Source organism: Intrasporangium sp., assembly GCF_039812505.1.
Lineage (GTDB): Bacteria > Actinomycetota > Actinomycetes > Actinomycetales > Dermatophilaceae > Intrasporangium_A.
Genome location: NZ_JBDIAQ010000038.1, coordinates 1 through 16,605, shown reverse-complemented (window position 1 = coordinate 16,605; position 16,605 = coordinate 1). Strand labels below are relative to the sequence as shown.

The following is a 16,605-nucleotide window of genomic DNA, read 5'->3' as shown; positions in this document are numbered from 1 at the left end:
GGGGTCGCGCAACCACGGGAGGGACGGATGGAGATCTGGCCGGGCAGGCCCTACCCCCTCGGCGCGACCTACGACGGGACCGGCGTCAACTTCGCGGTGTTCTCGCAGGCCGCCGACTGCGTCGAGCTGTGCCTCGTCGGCGACGACCTGGTCGAGACCAGGGTCGAGCTGCCCGAGGTCGACGCGTTCGTGTGGCACGGCTACGTCCCCTACCTGCATCCGGGCCAGCGCTACGGGTTCCGCGTGCACGGCCCGTACGAGCCGGCCCGGGGGCACCGCTGCAACGCGGCCAAGCTCCTGCTGGACCCCTACGCCAAGGCCATCATGGGGCAGCCGGACAACACCCAGGCGATCTTCTCCTACCCGCTGGGGGACCACCGGGCAGCCCTCGGCGGCGAGCCGGAGCCGACCGACAGCCTCGGCCACACGATGCTGTCCGTGGTCACCAACCCGTTCTTCGACTGGGGCGACGACCGGCCGCCCCGGCACGAGTACCACGAGAGCGTCATCTACGAGGCCCACGTCAAGGGCCTGACGCGGCTGCACCCGGACATCCCCGAGCCGATCCGCGGCACCTACGCCGGGCTCGCCCACCCGGCCATGATCGAGCACCTCACCGCGCTCGGGGTCACCGCGATCGAGCTGATGCCGGTGCACCAGTTCGTCCAGGACGGCTTCCTGCGCGACCGCGGCCTGCGCAACTACTGGGGCTACAACACGATCGGCTTCCTGGCCCCGCACAACGAGTACTGCTCGAGCGGGCAGCTCGGCCAGCAGGTCCTCGAGTTCAAGGGCATGGTCAAGGCCCTGCACGCGGCCGACATCGAGGTCATCCTCGACGTCGTCTACAACCACACCGCCGAGGGCAACGAGCTCGGCCCGACGCTCGCCTTCCGGGGCCTGGACAACGACCGCTACTACCGGCTGGTCGGCGACAGCCTCGCGCACTACTACGACACGACCGGCACGGGCAACTCCCTGCTCATGCGCAGCCCGCACGTCCTGCAGCTCATCATGGACTCGCTGCGCTACTGGGTCGGCGAGATGCACGTCGACGGGTTCCGCTTCGACCTCGCCGCGACGCTGGCCCGCCAGTTCCACGAGGTCGACAAGCTCTCGGCCTTCTTCGACCTGATCCAGCAGGACCCGGTGGTCAGCCCGGTCAAGCTCATCGCGGAGCCCTGGGACCTCGGCTCCGGCGGCTACCAGGTGGGCGGGTTTCCGCCCCTGTGGACGGAGTGGAACGGCAAGTACCGCGACGCGGTCCGGGACTTCTGGCGGGGCGCTGGCGGCGAGCTCGGCGAGTTCGCCTCGCGCCTGACCGGCAGCAGCGACCTGTACGAGCACACCGGCCGCAAGCCGATCGCCTCGATCAACTTCGTCACCGCGCACGACGGGTTCACCCTGCGCGACCTCGTGTCCTTCGACGAGCGGCACAACGAAGCCAACGGCGACGGTGGCCAGGACGGTGAGAGCCACAACCGGTCGTGGAACTGCGGGGTCGAGGGCCCCACCGACGACCCCGACGTGCTCGCGCTGCGGGCCCGCCAGCAGCGCAACCTGCTGGCCACGCTCCTGCTCTCGCAGGGCGTGCCGATGATCAGCCACGGTGACGAGCTCGGGCGCAGCCAGCTGGGCAACAACAACGGCTACTGCCAGGACAACGAGATCACCTGGGTCGACTGGGCGCTGGACGACGAGCAGCAGGCGCTGCTCGAGTTCGCCCGGTGCCTGCTCCGGCTCCGGCGCGACAACCCCGTCTTCCGGCGCCGGCGCTTCTTCGCCGGCAGCGCCGACCACGGCGGCGAGAGCGACATGGGGGACATCGCGTGGTTCATGCCGAACGCGCAGCACATGGACGAGGAGGGCTGGCGCAACGGGCTCGCGAAGTCACTGATGGTCTTCCTCAACGGCGGCGCGATCCAGGAGCCGGACCCGCGCGGCCGGCAGATCCTCGGCGACTCGTTCCTGATCATGTTCAACGCCCACGCCGAGCCGATCGCCTTCACCATCCCCGCCGAGGAGTGGGGTCGGGTGTGGGTCCCCGAGCTCAACACCGCGCGCGAGATGACCGCCGAGCAGCTCGAGCCGGACTGGATCGTGGAGGTCGAGGCACGCAGCATGGTCGTGCTCCGGTGCCCGCGTGAGCCCGCGGAGGGCGCCACGTCGTGACCGGTCGCCCGGTGCCGACCTCGACCCTGCGCGTGCAGCTCGAGCCGTCGTTCACCCTCGACGACGCGGCCGCGGTCGTGGCCCACGCGGCCGCCCTCGGGGTCACCCACCTCTACCTCTCCCCGGTGCTGCAGGCCGGCCCCGGGTCGCGACACGGATACGACGTCACCGACCACACCGTGGTCGCGGCGGACCTCGGTGGCGAGCCGGCCTGGTCCCGGCTCGTCGCGGCCACCCGCCGGGTCGGGCTGGGGATCGTCGTGGACATCGTGCCCAACCACATGGCGGTCCCGGTCCCCGAGCGCCTCAACCGGCCGCTCTGGTCGGTCCTGCGGCAGGGCCGGGCCTCCCCGTACGCGTCGTGGTTCGACATCGACTGGGCGGCGGGTGACGACCGCGTGGTGCTGCCCGTCCTCGGCGGCGACCTCGACGACGTGCTGGCCGCGGGCGAGCTGGGCACCGGCCTCCTCGGGGCCGAGCAGGTGGTCCGCTACCACGACCACGTCTTCCCGGTCGCCCCCGGGACTGCCGGTATGCCGCTCAGCGCGCTCCTGCCCGCCCAGCACTACCGCCTGGCCTCCTGGCGCGAACCGGGTGCCCCGAACTACCGGCGCTTCTTCGACGTGACCTCGCTGATCGCGTTGCGGGTCGAGGACCCGGCGGTCTTCGACGCGACCCACGCCCGGGTGGTCGACCTGGTCCGGGCCGGGCAGGTCGACGGGCTGCGGATCGACCACCCGGACGGGCTGGCGGACCCCGAGGGCTACCTGGGCCGCCTCCGCGACGTGACCGGCGGCACGTGGGTCGTCGTCGAGAAGATCCTGGCGGGTGGCGAGCCCCTGCCCGAGCACTGGGCCTGCGCCGGCACGACCGGTTACGACGCGCTGCGGCACGTCGGCGGGCTCTTCGTGGACCCCGACGGCGCCACGCCGCTCGCCCAGCTGGCCACCGAGCTGCTCGGAGCGCCGCAGGACCTGGCCGCGATGACGGTCGCGGCCAAGCGCCAGGTCGTCGAGCAGGTGCTCGACCCCGAGGTGCGCCGACTGCTCCGGCTCGTCGCCAGGGCCAGGCCGGACCTGCCGCCCGCGGCGGCCCGTTCAGCCCTCGAGGCGCTGCTGGTCGCGATGGACCGCTACCGGGTCTACGTCCGGCCGGGCGAGCCGGCGAGTGCGACGGCAGTGCGGGAGCTGCAGTCCGTCGCGGACCGGGCGCTCGCCGCCGACCCCGGACCGGACCCGGCCGTGGTCGCCGCCCTCGTCGACCTCGCGCTCGACCGGCCCGTCGGGCTCGACACCGCCGCACGCCGGGACTTCTGCGTGCGGTTCCAGCAGACCTGCGGGCCGGTGATGGCCAAGGCCGTGGAGGACACCGTCTGCTACCGGCACGTCCGCCTCACCGGCCTGAACGAGGTGGGCGGCGACCCGGGCCGGGTGGGGGTGTCGCTCGACGAGTTCCACGCGTACGCCACGCAGCAGGCCCGCCACCACCCGCACGCCCTGACCACCCTGAGCACCCACGACACGAAGCGCTCCGAGGACGTCCGGGCCCGGCTGGCGGTCCTGTCCGAGCGTCCGGACGCCTGGGCGGGCTGGGTCCGGGCGGCCCGCCGGATGACCGCGGCCCGGCGGCCGGCGCGCCTCGACGCGCCGACCGAGTACCTGCTCTGGCAGACCCTCGTCGGGGCCTGGCCGATCGACGCCGGCCGGCTGGCGGCATACTGCTGCAAGGCGGTCCGCGAGGCCAAGCTGCACACCTCGTGGACCGACCCCGACGAGGAGTACGAGCGCGCGGTGCTCGGCTTCGCCGGGCTGGTCGCCACCGACGCGGCGGTGGCCGGCCACGTCGACGGGTGGCTGCGCCGGACCGCCCGCGAGACCCGCGCGAACGTCCTGGGGCAGAAGCTGGTCCAGCTGACCATGCCCGGGGTCGCCGACCTGTACCAGGGGACCGAGCTGGTCGAGCTCTCCCTCGTCGACCCGGACAACCGGCGTCCGGTCGACTGGGCCGTCCGCCGCGACCGGCTGGCCGGCCTCGACGGGGGAGCGGCGCCCGCGGACCTGGCCGACGAGAAGCTGCGCGTGACCGCGGCCGCACTGCGCCTGCGCCGCGAGTGCCCCGAGGCGTTCGTCGGCGACGAGGGCGACCACACGCGCCTGGCCAGCGACTCGCACCACGTGGTGGCCTTCGCGCGGGGAGCCGCGCGGGCACCCGATGTCGTCGTGCTGGCGACCCGGCTCGCCGGGCGGCTCGCCGACGGTGGCGGGTGGCGTGACGCTACGGTGACCCTGCCCGTAGGACGCTGGGTCGACCTGTTCCGCCACGGCGTCGTCGCCGGCGGGGCGGTGCGCCTCGAGTCGGTCCTGCCCCTGACCGGGCTGCCCGTCGCCCTGCTGGTGCGAGACGGCCCGGGCGTGGGCCCGGCCGCCGGGTAGGGGACCGGCATGACACCCGTCCCGCTCCGCGTCTGGGCCCCCCGAGCCGCCGAGGTGCTCGTCGAGACCACACCTCCCGGCGGGGAGCCGGTCGCCCGGCCCATGGCCCGGCTCAAGGGCGGCTGGTGGGAATGGACCCCGGCGGAGGCCGGCCCGCTCGACTACGCCTTCCGTCTCGACGGCGGTCCGCCCCGCCCCGACCCGCGCAGCCCCTGGCAGCCGTACGGGGTGCACGGCCCGAGCCGCACCTACGACCCCGGCGCCCACGACTGGCACGACGCCGGCTGGACCGGGACCCGCGGCGGCCGAGGGGTGCTCGGCGGGGTGGTCTACGAGCTGCACGTGGGCACCTTCACCGAGGCCGGCACCCTCGACGCGGCGACCGAGCACCTGTCGCACCTGAGCGCGCTCGGGGTCGACCTCGTCGAGGTGATGCCGGTCGCCGCCTTCGGCGGCACCCACGGCTGGGGCTACGACGGTGTCGCGCCGTATGCCGTCCAGCAGGCCTACGGCGGGCCGGCCGCGTTCCAGCGGTTCGTCGACGCCTGTCACGTGGCGGGCCTGGGCATCTGCCTCGATGTGGTCTACAACCACCTCGGGCCGACCGGGAACTACCTCGCGCAGTTCGGGCCGTACTTCGACGCCGCGCACGACACCCCCTGGGGTCCGGCGGTCAACCTCGACGGCCCGGACAGCCACGAGGTACGCCGATGGGTCATCGACAACGCGCTGCGCTGGCTGCGCGACTTCCACGTCGACGCGTTGCGCCTCGACGCCGTCCACGCCCTGCGCGACGACTCCCCCCGGCACGTGCTCGCCGAGCTGTCGGACGAGGTCGCCGCGCTCGCGACGCAACTGTGCCGACCGCTCGACCTCGTCGCCGAGAGCGACCTGAACGACCCGGTGCTGGTCACCCCCACCGGGCGCGGTGGCCTGGGCATGACGGCGCAGTGGGACGACGACGTGCACCATGCCCTGCACGTGGCGCTGACCGGGGAGACGGGCGGCTACTACGCCGACTTCGCCGGGGGCACCGCGGCGTGGCCCGACGGCGGACCGTTGTCGGTGCTGGCCAAGACGCTCGCCGAGGTCTTCCTCCACGACGGCCGGATGTCGACCTTCCGCGGTCGCCGCTGGGGCCGGCCCGTCGACCGGGCCGGGGTTTCCGGGCACCGGTTCGTCGCCTACCTGCAGACCCACGACCAGGTGGGCAACCGCGCGACCGGCGACCGGATCAGCGACACGATCACCGCCGGGCAGCAGGCGATCGGTGCCGCGCTCTACCTCCTGTCTCCTTACACGGCAATGGTGTTCATGGGCGAGGAGTGGCGCGCGAGCACGCCGTTCCGGTACTTCACCAGCTTCGAGGAGGACTGGCTGGCGCAGGCCGTCCGGTCGGGCCGGCGGCGCGAGTTCGCCGCGCACGGCTGGACCGCCGCCGTGCCGGACCCGCAGGACCCGGCCACGCGCACGGCGTGCCTGCTGCGGTGGGACGAGGTGTCCGCGGCGGGGCATGCCGCGATGCTCGCCTTCTACCGGCGGCTCGTGCGGCTGCGTCGCAGCGAGCCCGACTTCGCGTCGGGCGACCTGACCCGGCTCGCCGTGCGGTTCCACGAGACGCAGCAGTGGCTGGTGATGCACCGCGGCCGGGGCGCCGTCGCGGCCAACCTCGCCCCCGAGCCGCGCCACGTCCCCGTCCCGGCCGGTGTGGCCGAGGTGCTGGCGAGCTGGGGCGAGCTGCGCACCGAGGTGGGCGGCATCCGGCTCGGCGGTCACTCGGTGGCCGTCGTCAGGACTCCTTGACCCGGATCATGCCCTCCTGCGCCGTCGTGGCGACCAGGGCCCCGTCTCGGGTGAACATCTCGCCGATCGACAGACCGCGGCCGCTGGTGGCGGACGGGGAGCGCTGGGCGTAGAGGATCCAGTCGGACGGATCGGCGGCCCGGTGGAACCACATCGAGTGGTCGAGGCTGGCCACCCGCAGGCGCGGGTCACGCCAGGCCAGCCCGTGGCGGCGCAGCACCGGCTCCAGCAGCGTGTAGTCGCTGGCGTAGGCCAGGACCGCCGCGTGCAGCAGCGGGTCGTCGGGCAGCGCCCCGATCGAGCGGAGCCACACATGCCCGACAGGTACGTGCTCGTCGCCCGGGCCGAGGTAAAGGCTGCTCTCGACGTGTCGCTGCTCGATGGGCCGTCCTGCGGCGATGCGCCGGGTCGCCGGATGGTCGTCGGCGAGGTCGCGCAGGGACGGCAGCCCGTCCGGCCCGGGCACGGGGGGCATCGGCTCCTGGTGGTCGAGACCGCGGGCGTGCTCCTGGAACGAGCACACCAGCGACATGATCGGGGCCCGCTTCTGGATGGCGTGCACCCGGCGCGTCGAGAACGAGTGCCCGTCGCGCATCTCCTCCACCGCGAAGTGGATGGGCTTGGTGTCGTCGCCCGGACGCATGAAGTAGCCGTGCAGCGAGTGGATCGGCCGCGGTACGTCGGCAACCGTGCTGATCGTCAGGCCCGCCGCCATGATGCACTGGGCAAGGACCTGGCCGCCGAAGACCCGGCCATGCGGCATCCGCTGCGAACGGCCGAGGAACACCCGCGCGGACTCCGCGCCGATCGAGGTGGGCGCGTCCCGGCCGAGCGGGTCGGTGACGTTGATCCGCGCGGTGCCGATGTCCGTGAGCGTCAGCACGTCGAGCAGGTCGGCGAGCGGGGGCAGCGGCGGGGTCTCCTCGGTCACCCGTAGACCCTAGCCAAGTCGTCCCGGGCACCGCATGGTCGCATGGCAGGGTCAGGCGTCCAGCGCCAGGGTGAACGGCAGCACCGCGGGTGCGCCGGCCTCGCGCAGGGCCTCGGCCGCACAGGTGATCGTCCACCGCGAGTCCGCGACGTCGTCGACGAGCAGCACCGGGCCGGGGGTGTCCTCCAGCCGGGCGCGAAGGTCGGGGCCCACCGCGAGCCGCCCCCAGATGCCCGCAAGGCGGAAGGCGCTGTTGCCCCCGGCCTGCCCGACGGGGCCGCCGTCGACCAGGTCGAGCTCGCCCAGGACGGGCATCCGGCCGATCCGGGCGAGCTGCCCCGCCAGGGAACGCACCAGCATCGGCCGGCGGCGGGACGGCACGGCCACGACCGCGGCCGGCCGCTGGGTCCAGTCCCAGTCGGCCAGGACCGCGACGCAGGCCCGGACCACCTGCTCCGGCACCTCGGCGTCGGCACCGCGCAACAGCTCACGCAGCTGCCCGCCCCGGCCCAGGTCGCTGAGCCGGGCCAGGGCACGCCCCGGGGCCATCGCCGCGTCGGCGCCGATGCGGCCCCGGCGCGGGACGCCGAGCCGGTCCATGCCGCTCGGCCACTGCAGCCGCGGCGCGATGACGACTCCCGGCCGCTGCAGCCGGTCGGTCGCGGCACGGACGGCGGCCTCGGGCAGCGTCGGGTCGAACCACGGCCCGGCGCACGTGTCGCACCGGCCGCAGGGCGCCGCCGAGCCGTCGTCGAGGCACTGCTGCAGGAAGGCCATCCGGCACGTCGTGGTGCGCTCGTAGCCGATCATCAGGCGCTGCTCGCGCTCACGCGCCTCGGTGACCCGGGCGTAGCGCTCGGCGTCGTAGCTCCATGACGCCCCGGTCGCCGCCCAGCCCCCGGGCACCCGGCGGACCGCGCCGTCGACGTCCAGGACCTTCAGGAGCAGCTCGAGCCGGGTCCGGCGCACGTCGACGACCGACTCCAGGGCGACGGTCGACAGCGGTCCGGCCGACTCGGCCAGGGCGCGGAGCACGGCGTCGGCCTGGTCCTGCCTGGGCATCGAGGCCGAGGCGAAGTAGCGCCAGATGTCCTTGTCCTCGGGCCCGGGCAGCAGCAGGACGTCGGCGTTGTCGGTGGCCCGGCCGGCCCGGCCGACCTGCTGGTAGTAGGCGACCGGCGACGCCGGCGCGCCGAGGTGCACGACGAAGCCCAGGTCGGGCTTGTCGAAGCCCATGCCGAGGGCACTGGTCGCGACGAGGGCCTTGACGGCGTTGTCGCGCAGCGCCTGCTCCAGCCTGACCCGCTCCGAGGGGTCGGTGCGGCCGGTGTAGGCGGCCACCGGGTGGCCGGCGTCGTGCAGGGCCAGCGCGACGTCCTCGGCTGCTGCCACGGTGAGGGTGTAGACGATGCCGCTGCCCGTCAGCTCGCCGAGGTGCGCGATCAGCCAGGCCAGCCGCTGCTCCGGTGCCGCCAACGGCATGACCCCGAGCCGGAGCGACCCGCGGGCCAGCGGCCCCCGCAGCGTCAGGACCTCGCTGCCGGCGTGCTCCGGCCCCCGGCGACCGGCCGCCAGCTGTTCGACGACGTCGGTCACGACCCGGGCGTTGGCGGTTGCCGTGGTCGCCAGGACCGGGGTGCCCTCCGGCAGGGCGGCCAGCAGGTCGCGGATGCGCCGGTAGTCGGGGCGGAAGTCGTGGCCCCAGTCGCTGATGCAGTGCGCCTCGTCGACGACGAGCAGGCCGCAGGAGCGGGCCAGACCCGGCAGCTGCTCGTCGCGGAAGCGGGGGTTGTTCAGGCGCTCGGGACTGACGAGCAGGACGTCGACCTCGTCGCGGGCCAGGGCCGCCGAGACGGCGCCCCACTCGTCGGCGTTGGTCGAGTTGAGCGTGACCGCCCGGATGCCGGCCCGCCCCGCCGCCGAGATCTGGTCGCGCATCAGGGCCAGCAGGGGGCTGACGATGACCGTCGGCCCGGCACCCTGCGCCCGCAGCAGCACCGTCGCCACGAAGTAGACGGCCGACTTGCCCCAGCCGGTGCGTTGCACGACGAGCACGCGCCGGTGCCCGGCCACGAGCGCGTCGATCGCCTCGAGCTGCCCCTCGCGCAGCTCGGCGCCGGGTGCGCCCACCAGGCGGCGCAGCTCGCGCAGGGACTGCTCACGCAGGTCTGTCGTCACTGGCACGGCACCCAACCTACGCGGGTCCGGGGACGCCGCCGGGCGGCATACCTGCTGCCTGTGGACGACGGGGCTGCAAGGATGGCGGGTATGGATGGCTCCGACCGGACGTACGCCGCGGACGTGTCCCTGCGCTGGTCCGACATGGACGCGTACGCCCACATCAACAACGTGCAGTTCCTCCGGCTGCTCGAGGACGCCCGCGTCATCGCGTTCCGGGACTGGTTCGACCAGGACCGGTCGCTGCTCGACGAGGGGGTGCTCGTCTCACGTCACGAGATCGAGTACCGCCGCCCGCTGGGCTTCCGCCTCGAGCCGGTGCGGGTCGAGATGTGGGTGTCGCGGATCGGGGGCGCCGGGTTCGACGTGGCGTACATCGTGCGCGATCCGGAGGGCCTCGGCACCGAGGTGTATGCCGTCGCGGAGACCGAGCTGGCGCTCTACGACTTCGCGTCGGCCGCGCCGCGCCGGATGCGACCGGACGAGCGGGCCTCGCTCGAGCAGGTCAAGGGTCCGCCCGCGCCGCTGCGACGGAGGCGCAGGTGACGACGACGATCGACTTCCTCGACCCGCGGGTGCGCACGGACTTCGGGACCTTCATCTCCCGGGCCCGACCGATCAGCATCGACGGTGCCGTCCGGATCCGGACCCTGGGCCCGATGCTCGTGCTGACCGTCGCGGTCCTGCGCCACAGCGGGCTGCCCGGCGAGGGCAGCGTGCTCGGCATGCGCATCATGCCCGTCGCCGGCGGGGACCCGGTCGACACGACCGTGCCCATCGCCGCGGTCGCGGACCGGTTGGCCCGTCGCTCCGGCGAGGGTGCCACGTTCGCGCTGCCCCCCACGACGCTGAGCACCCTCTGGGCGAACGACACGCCTCCCCGGGGCGGGTGGGAACGGGTCGGCGAGATCGACTGCACCGACCTGGACCGGGTGGCCAAGGAGGGCATCGCGGCCGTCACCCACGGCGCCCCCGAGGGGTCCGGGGCCCTGGCCGTCGACGAGCTGCGCCGCCGGGTGTGGGGCGTGCCCACCGACACCGTGCCCCCGGTGCCGGCCGGCATGGCGTTCGCCGCCTACGCGCTGGGCTTCACCTCGCCGGGCGAGCCCGCCTCGGTCACGATGCACGGCCAGTGGACCCGGCTCAGCACCTCGCGGGGTCACGTCCTGGCGCGGTGACCCGTTGTCCGTCGTGGCCGAGTGCAGCGCCACAGCGCTAAACTAGCGCTGTGGCCACGATCCAGATCCGCGAGATCCCCGAGTCGGTGTATGAGGTGATCCGCACGCGGGCCCGAGCCTCCGGGCGCTCGATCCAGTCCTACATGCGCGAGGTTGTCATCGACTTCGCCAGCCGCCCCACGACCGACGAGGCGCTGGCCATGCTGGAGTCGGCCCGAGCAGGTGGCCACACCGCGGGGGCCACGACCGAGTCCATCCTGGCCGACCTCGCGGCCGAGCGCCGGTGAGCGACGACTACGTCCTCGACGCCTCGGCGCTGGCGCTGGCGCTCATCGGGAAGACCGATGCCGCGGACGACCTGCGCCGGCGACTGCCGACGATGCGTCGACACGCCCCCCACCTGGTCGATGCCGAGGTGGGCAACGTCCTGCGGCGGCACGAGCGGCGGGGCCAGATCAGTGCTCGGGAGGGCGAGGTGGCCCTGGCTGCGAGCCGGACGCTCATCGAGCACCGTTATCCCCATTCGGGGGTGCTGGCCGAGCTCGCCTGGAGCTGGCGGTCCAACCTCACCTTCTACGACGCGCTGTATGTGGCCCTTGCGGTCCGGCTCGGCGTGCCACTGCTGACGGCAGACGCGAGGCTCGCCAGGGCTCCCGGGCTGGCCTGCCCACTCGAGATGGTGTGACCACGCCTCGGTCCGGGAGTGCCGGGACCAGAGGGTGGTGGGGGATGCGGACCGGTGCACCGCGACGCGTACTCGTCGTCGGCCGGCAAGATCCGTTGTGGTCCGCCGGTCACCTTGGCACCGTGGAGGCATGACTGTGGACATCGTCACCACCACCATCGACTGTGCCAACGCCTACGAGCTGTCGCAGTGGTGGAAGGGCGTGCTCGGCTACGTCGATCTCGAGGACGACCCCAACAAGCCAGGTCACGTGGAGTGCCTGATCCTGTCCCCACAGACCGGCCACCGCCTGCTCTTCATCGAGGTGCCCGACACCAAGCAGGTCAAGAACCGGATCCACTTCGACCTGCGCCCGCAGCAACGCAGCCGCGACGAGGAGGTCGAGCACCTGATCAGCCTGGGCGCGAGGCAGGTGGCCGACCTGCGCGACATCCGCGGCGACGGCACCGGATGGGTGGTCCTGGCCGACCCGGAGGGCAACGAGTTCTGCGTCCTGCGCGGCGAGGCGGAGCGGGCAGTGGCCACCTGAGCCTCGAGGGCGCCCATTGAGCCTGTCGAGCCGGTCGGGCGACGCTCCTACGTCAGCGGCCGGTCCAGCTGTCCCGGGCGACGAGGACCGCCTTGAGCACGTCGATCCGGTCGGTGACGATCCCGTCGACGCCGAGGTCGAGCAGGCGCTCCATCTCGTCGGCGTCGTCGACGGTCCACACGTGCACCTGCTTGGCGCACCGGTGCGCCAGCTCGACCAGCTTCGGGGTGACGAGAGGGACGGCGCGGCCCCGGACCGTGATGCCGGTCGGCACCTGGAACACGTCTGCCGGGGTCCGCAGCACCTGCGAGAGCCACCGTGGCCCGAGCGCCATCAGGGCGGTGCCGGGAGTGGACGCGGCGGTCGCGACGCGCCCCCCGCTCAGCCGGCGGAAGCGGGTGACCAGCCGGTGGGAGAAGGAGCCGACGCAGCAGTCGTCGCAGCGCCCGCGGGAGTGGATGAGCTCCCACGTCGGCTCGGCGGTGCCGGGCGCCTTCAGGTCGATGTTCAGCCTGGTCTCGGGCAGCGCGTCGAGCACCTCGGACAGCAGCGGGATCCGCTCGTGCCCACCGATCCGGGCCTGCCGCACCTGGCTCCAGGGCAGCTCCCGGACCGGGCCGGTGCGGTCCGTGACCCGGTCGAGGCGGTCGTCGTGCAGGACGACCAGCTGCCCGTCACTCGTCAGGTGCACGTCGGTCTCGAGGTACGTGTAGCCGAGCCGCACGGCATTGCGGAAGGCCGTCAGCGTGTTCTCGAGCCCGGCGTTGGGGCCGTAGCGGGCGCCGCCGCGGTGGGCCAGGGCGATCGGGACCGGCCGCAGGTAGGGGCGGGGCGAGGCCATGGGGGCGAGCGTAGCCACGCGTGCCGGCGACGCGGGGAGCGCGGCGGCCGCGATGCAGTGGCGTCCCCTGATCCGGACCGCGCGCCGGCGACTCGGAGCGCACGGGCGCCGGTGGCACGATGGGCCCATGCCGATGGCCCGTGGGTACGCCGAGTACTCGACCGCACCGCTGCGGCCCGGTCGGGTCCGCGGGCGCCGCCCCTGGCTGCGCACGGCCCAGCTCGACGCGGTGGGCTGGGCGGCGCTGCTGGGTACCTGCTGCGCCACGGCGGGTGCGGGGTTCGCGGGCCTGCGGATGGCCGGCCGGCCGGGTCGGGCGGGCCTCGTGCTCGCACTCGGCCCGCTCGGCGCCCTCGTCCTGGTCGACCGGAGGCGCTGGGCCGGGACGACCAGGGGACTCGGGTGGGGCGGCTCACCCGACGAGGTGGCCGAGGTCGCGGAGCAGCTGCGGTCGGAGGGAGTCTTCGCGAGCGTCCGCCCCGACGACCCGGACGGGGCGCCGTGGGAGGTGCCGGGCTGGGCCGGGGTGCCCGGCGCGGCCGGGGCCGCCCCCGACGTCGCGGTGCCCGGCTGGGCCGGGGTGCCCGGCGGTCCTGGGCCGCTGCGGACGGCCTCGCTCGTCTTCCGCAACCGGGACACCAAGGCGGTGCAGGCGGTCCTGCGCCGGCGCGGTGTCGACCTGCATCCGGCTTGGTGGTGACCGGTCCCGTCGCTGCGGTCAGCCGGGCCGGCCGACGTGGGCCCTGCCGCGGTGCCCGACGCCTGGCTCCGGCCCGGTCCGGTCGCGCTCCTGCCGGCGCCGCTTGTCCTCCTCGACCCGGTCGGTGAAGGCCTCGTGCACCTTCTCGACGTGCTCCTGCGCAACCTCGGGCAGCATCGCCCGGAGCGCAGCTGCCACCTCGCGGTCGCGGACCTGACGCAGCTCGGCGGCCGGGACGGTGGGCGGCGCCAGCGCGGCACCCCGGGCCAGTGGGTAGAGCCGGCTCGCATCCTCCGGCGTGCAGCTCGGCGCGCCGCGCAGCAGGGTCGTCACGGTGCCGAGCAACGCGGCGAACCGGGCCTCGTTCGCCTCCGCCTGCAGGATCGCCTCCCGGCTGCGGACCACGGAGATCGTGAAGTCGTCGAGCGCGGAGCGGTTGGTGCCCTCGGTGGCCAGCGTCACCGCGGCCTCCAGCCGCTCCTTCGGATCGGCGAGGTTCTTGAGGTCGGCGAGGTTGTGCCACATCCGCTCGTTGAGCTCGTCCTGGCGCTCGGCGCGCGACAGCAGTGCTGCCGACCCGCTCCCGTGGTAGAAGCCCAGCCGCAGCAGCGTGTCGTCGGGATCGAGCCCGGCCTGCACCTGCTCGGTGAGCCGGGTCACCTCGCCCGCCATGAGCTGCTGGTACGCGGCAGCCGGCTCGTCGGGGCCCGGTGCCAGGTCGTGGCCGACCGCGAACGCGCCGACCAGCCGGGTCAGCTCCCGGTCGGCCAGCAGCGGTTGCACGTCGTCGCCGACCGGTACCGCGTAGCCGCCGGCGACACCTTCGGCCGGTGGCTGCTCGAGCGACCGTCCGTGCAGGGTCACGCCCACGCTCTCGGGCATCTGCTGCAGCCACTCGACGGCACTCGACTCGATCCCTGCCGAGTTCGACTCGTACTGCAGGATGGTGGCCCACTCCCGCTGGGCCAGCTCGTTGGTGCGGCCCACCTCGATCATCACCCGGCTGCGCAGCGCCGCGACCTGCGGCCCGGAGCCCAGCGCCGCCATCAGGTGCCCCAGGTCGGCGTTGGTGGCGAGCTCGAGGTCGGTAGGAGCCTGCGGGCTGCTCACGGTGTGCGTCACCCACCGGCGCACGAGGTACTCGGCGAGCACCGCGGGCTCGCCGCGTCCGTTCCGAAGCGGGCCCGGCACCGGGGTGGCGAGCAGCCGCGCCACGTCGTCCGCGTCCCCGACCGAGCGGGTGGCCTCCTGCAGCAGGACGTGCAGCGCGTCTCCGGTCCGGTCTCCGTCCTCGAACAGTGACGCGAACTGACGGTCGCCGTCCGGCACTCGGGTGCTCCCGTGCCGACCGACGAACCGGGGGTCACGGCTACGGGTCACCTCGGCAGCGGCAGCCGCGCCCACGAGACGCCGGGCGAAGCCGGTGGGCAGCCGCGTCGTGACACCGGCCCCCCGAGCGCCCACCACGAGCTGGGCGAGGAGCCAGTAGCCGGAGTCGTGCTGCCCCTCGCCCGTGGTGACGACCGCCGTCACCGAGCGGACCGCCTCGTCCTGCAGCAACGCGGCGCGCGAGGCCAGCTGGCGAGCCGTGCGCGGGTCGGAACCGGTGGCCCGGGGTGCGGTCGCCGAGACGAACACGGTGCCCAGGGCGACGGCCAGCGAACGGGTCGTGTCGAGCGAACCCGCGCTGCCCGGGCGGCTGACACCGGCGAGCGTCTCCTGCACCTGTCCGATCCCGACCTCCTCAAGGAAGGCCTGTGCCGCAAGGGGATCCGCCGCAACGGTGCCGAGCAGTGCCGCGAGCGCGTCGATCTCGGCATCCCCCGCCTGCCCGGACGCCGTGATCCGCCGCCACGGCACGGCCGCGTCCAGACCGGCCCGCCGCGCGGCCCGGGCCCGCTCGGCACCCGCGGCGAAGCCGAGGTCACCGGTCAGGGCCGCCTGCACCGACTCGGCGCTCGGCCGGCCCCCGGCGGGCAGGGTGGCCTCCGACAGGGCGTACAGCGCCGACCGGGCGTCGCGGGCCGCGTTCCTCAGCGACTCCCGTTCGGAGGTATGCCGCTGGGCCAGCCGGGCCTGCACGGCGCGGTGCCGCTCGGCCACCTCCTGCAACGCGCTGCTCTGGTCGGTCCCGGTGGTCGCCTGCACCATCTCGAGGCGGCGCCGGTCGCGGTCCTGGTCGTCCTGGGCGACGTCCCATCGGGACTGGAGCGCCCGGGTCAGTCGCCGGGTCTCGTCGAGCACGGCGGCATACCGGGTGAGCACCCGCTCGGCGGAGGGCAGGGCAGCGACGACCCGCCGGGAACGCTCGCCCAGGGCCCGCGCCTCGGTGACCGCCTGTCCGGCCGCCGCCCCCGTCCAGACCTCGGTCAGCAGTGGTGCGAGGGCCCCGCGGACCGTCGCGGTGCCGTCCGCCGCCGAGCCGATGCTCCCGATGCGCCCCGCCGCGCGACGCAGCAGCTCGGGCTCGCCCTGGGGGAGGGGCAGCGCCGACGCGCCGCGCTCCGCGCTCGGCCCCTCGGCGACCGGCCGGATCACGCCGCACCGAGCAGGTCTCGACCCGAGCCCACCGCGGCCGCGACCGCCAGCTCGATCGCCGCCGACCGGGTGACCGTCAGGTCGAGGTCGCCGCCGAGGGCCGCCGAGGCCTCGGCGACCGCGTCGAGGGCGTGGGCGTGCACGCCGCCGAACCGCTCGAGCGCCTCCAGCAGGCCCACCTGGTCGGACCCGACGGCGGCCCGCGCGGTCGCGACGGCCGAGGACAGGCCGGCGGCCAGCTCGTGCAGGGCTCTCGGGTCGTCGGCGAGGACGGCACGGGCACTGCGGACCCCGTCCTCGTCGATGGAGAAGTACGCCATGCCTCGACAGTAGGGAAGTCGACGCCACGGCCTCGCCGGTTGTCCACAGGGCCGCGGGCATCGGGCCGGCCTCAGGTGCCCGCGCCGCCGGTCACCGGGAGCTCGACACAGTCCGAGACGCACGCGGACGGGTCGTCGGGCGGGGTCGGTGCCGGAGCCGGCCGGTGCAGCACCGCCCGGGACGGCGAGACCGTGACGACGGCGTCCTCGCCGGCCGACCGGACCTCGGCGGTCCCGTCGACGAACAGCGAGTACCCGTCCGCGGTCCGCGGAGGCCAGGCGAGCGTCACCTGCGGCC

The 16,605-nt window shown here is 74.3% G+C and carries 14 protein-coding genes and 1 pseudogene; 9 read left to right on the top strand and 6 right to left on the bottom strand.

Translation table 11 applies throughout. The features are described from left to right. The first annotated feature begins 27 nt into the window (after positions 1-27). The 3 genes from glgX to treZ are packed head-to-tail and all read left to right on the top strand — an operon-like array spanning position 28 to position 6,407. Complete coding sequence (gene glgX / locus WMI84_RS07360) at positions 28-2,172, top strand: glycogen debranching protein GlgX (protein ID WP_347351768.1); 2,145 nt, start codon at positions 28-30, stop codon at positions 2,170-2,172. Continuing rightward, positions 2,169-4,604, top strand: a complete 2,436-nt coding sequence (gene treY / locus WMI84_RS07355; RefSeq protein ID WP_347351766.1) for a malto-oligosyltrehalose synthase — start codon at positions 2,169-2,171, stop codon at positions 4,602-4,604. The genes glgX and treY overlap by 4 nt, the downstream gene beginning before the upstream one ends. Before the next feature lie 9 nt (positions 4,605-4,613). Further along, positions 4,614-6,407 carry a malto-oligosyltrehalose trehalohydrolase gene (treZ, locus tag WMI84_RS07350; protein ID WP_347351764.1) on the top strand — a complete coding sequence of 598 codons (1,794 nt, stop codon included), beginning with the start codon at positions 4,614-4,616 and terminating at the stop codon, positions 6,405-6,407. On the opposite strand, the gene WMI84_RS07345 is transcribed toward treZ, so the two are convergent. Together WMI84_RS07345 and WMI84_RS07340 are read right to left on the bottom strand one after the other, a co-directional pair. Continuing rightward, complete coding sequence (locus tag WMI84_RS07345) at positions 6,394-7,338, bottom strand: acyl-CoA thioesterase II (protein ID WP_347351762.1); 945 nt, start codon at positions 7,336-7,338, stop codon at positions 6,394-6,396. The genes treZ and WMI84_RS07345 overlap by 14 nt on opposite strands. Before the next feature lie 51 nt (positions 7,339-7,389). Further along, positions 7,390-9,522: a DEAD/DEAH box helicase gene (locus tag WMI84_RS07340; protein ID WP_347351761.1), complete on the bottom strand. Its 2,133-nt coding sequence runs from the start codon at positions 9,520-9,522 to the stop codon at positions 7,390-7,392. Between the two features lie 84 nt (positions 9,523-9,606). On the opposite strand from WMI84_RS07340, the gene WMI84_RS07335 reads away from it, so the two are divergent. From WMI84_RS07335 to WMI84_RS07315, 5 genes are all read left to right on the top strand, one after another. Then, on the top strand, positions 9,607-10,062 hold the full coding sequence (locus tag WMI84_RS07335; protein WP_347351759.1) for an acyl-CoA thioesterase: 456 nt from the start codon (positions 9,607-9,609) through the stop codon (positions 10,060-10,062). Continuing rightward, positions 10,059-10,694 (top strand): hypothetical protein, encoded by a 636-nt coding sequence (locus WMI84_RS07330; protein WP_347351757.1) that lies wholly within the window; start codon positions 10,059-10,061, stop codon positions 10,692-10,694. Before WMI84_RS07335 ends, WMI84_RS07330 begins: the two co-directional genes overlap by 4 nt. Positions 10,695-10,744: 50 nt before the next feature. Further along, positions 10,745-10,981 carry a hypothetical protein gene (locus tag WMI84_RS07325; protein WP_347351755.1) on the top strand — a complete coding sequence of 79 codons (237 nt, stop codon included), beginning with the start codon at positions 10,745-10,747 and terminating at the stop codon, positions 10,979-10,981. Beyond that, positions 10,978-11,379 (top strand): type II toxin-antitoxin system VapC family toxin, encoded by a 402-nt coding sequence (locus WMI84_RS07320; RefSeq protein ID WP_347351754.1) that lies wholly within the window; start codon positions 10,978-10,980, stop codon positions 11,377-11,379. Before WMI84_RS07325 ends, WMI84_RS07320 begins: the two co-directional genes overlap by 4 nt. Positions 11,380-11,509: 130 nt before the next feature. Beyond that, entirely contained in the window at positions 11,510-11,908 is a 399-nt protein-coding gene (locus WMI84_RS07315) for a VOC family protein (protein WP_347351752.1), read from the top strand. Between the two features lie 52 nt (positions 11,909-11,960). Here the strand turns inward: WMI84_RS07315 and WMI84_RS07310 are convergent, their stop codons facing one another. Then, the gene (locus WMI84_RS07310; protein ID WP_347351750.1) at positions 11,961-12,749 is read right to left on the bottom strand and encodes a glycerophosphodiester phosphodiesterase; all 789 of its coding nucleotides are present in this window, start codon (positions 12,747-12,749) and stop codon (positions 11,961-11,963) included. A 127-nt stretch (positions 12,750-12,876) separates the two neighbouring features. Here WMI84_RS07310 and WMI84_RS07305 point away from each other — a divergent pair, with 127 nt between their 5' ends. Further along, complete coding sequence (locus tag WMI84_RS07305) at positions 12,877-13,449, top strand: hypothetical protein (RefSeq protein ID WP_347351748.1); 573 nt, start codon at positions 12,877-12,879, stop codon at positions 13,447-13,449. Positions 13,450-13,467: 18 nt separating this feature from the next. Here WMI84_RS07305 and WMI84_RS07300 read toward each other — a convergent pair whose 3' ends face one another. The 3 genes and pseudogenes from WMI84_RS07300 to WMI84_RS07290 form a co-directional block, all read right to left on the bottom strand. Continuing rightward, positions 13,468-15,987 (bottom strand): hypothetical protein, encoded by a 2,520-nt coding sequence (locus tag WMI84_RS07300; RefSeq protein ID WP_347351746.1) that lies wholly within the window; start codon positions 15,985-15,987, stop codon positions 13,468-13,470. Beyond that, complete coding sequence (locus tag WMI84_RS07295; protein WP_347351744.1) at positions 15,984-16,307, bottom strand: hypothetical protein; 324 nt, start codon at positions 16,305-16,307, stop codon at positions 15,984-15,986. Before WMI84_RS07295 ends, WMI84_RS07300 begins: the two co-directional genes overlap by 4 nt. 71 nt (positions 16,308-16,378) lie before the next feature. Next, positions 16,379-16,605 (bottom strand): annotated as a pseudogene (locus WMI84_RS07290) (hypothetical protein); the annotation flags it as partial.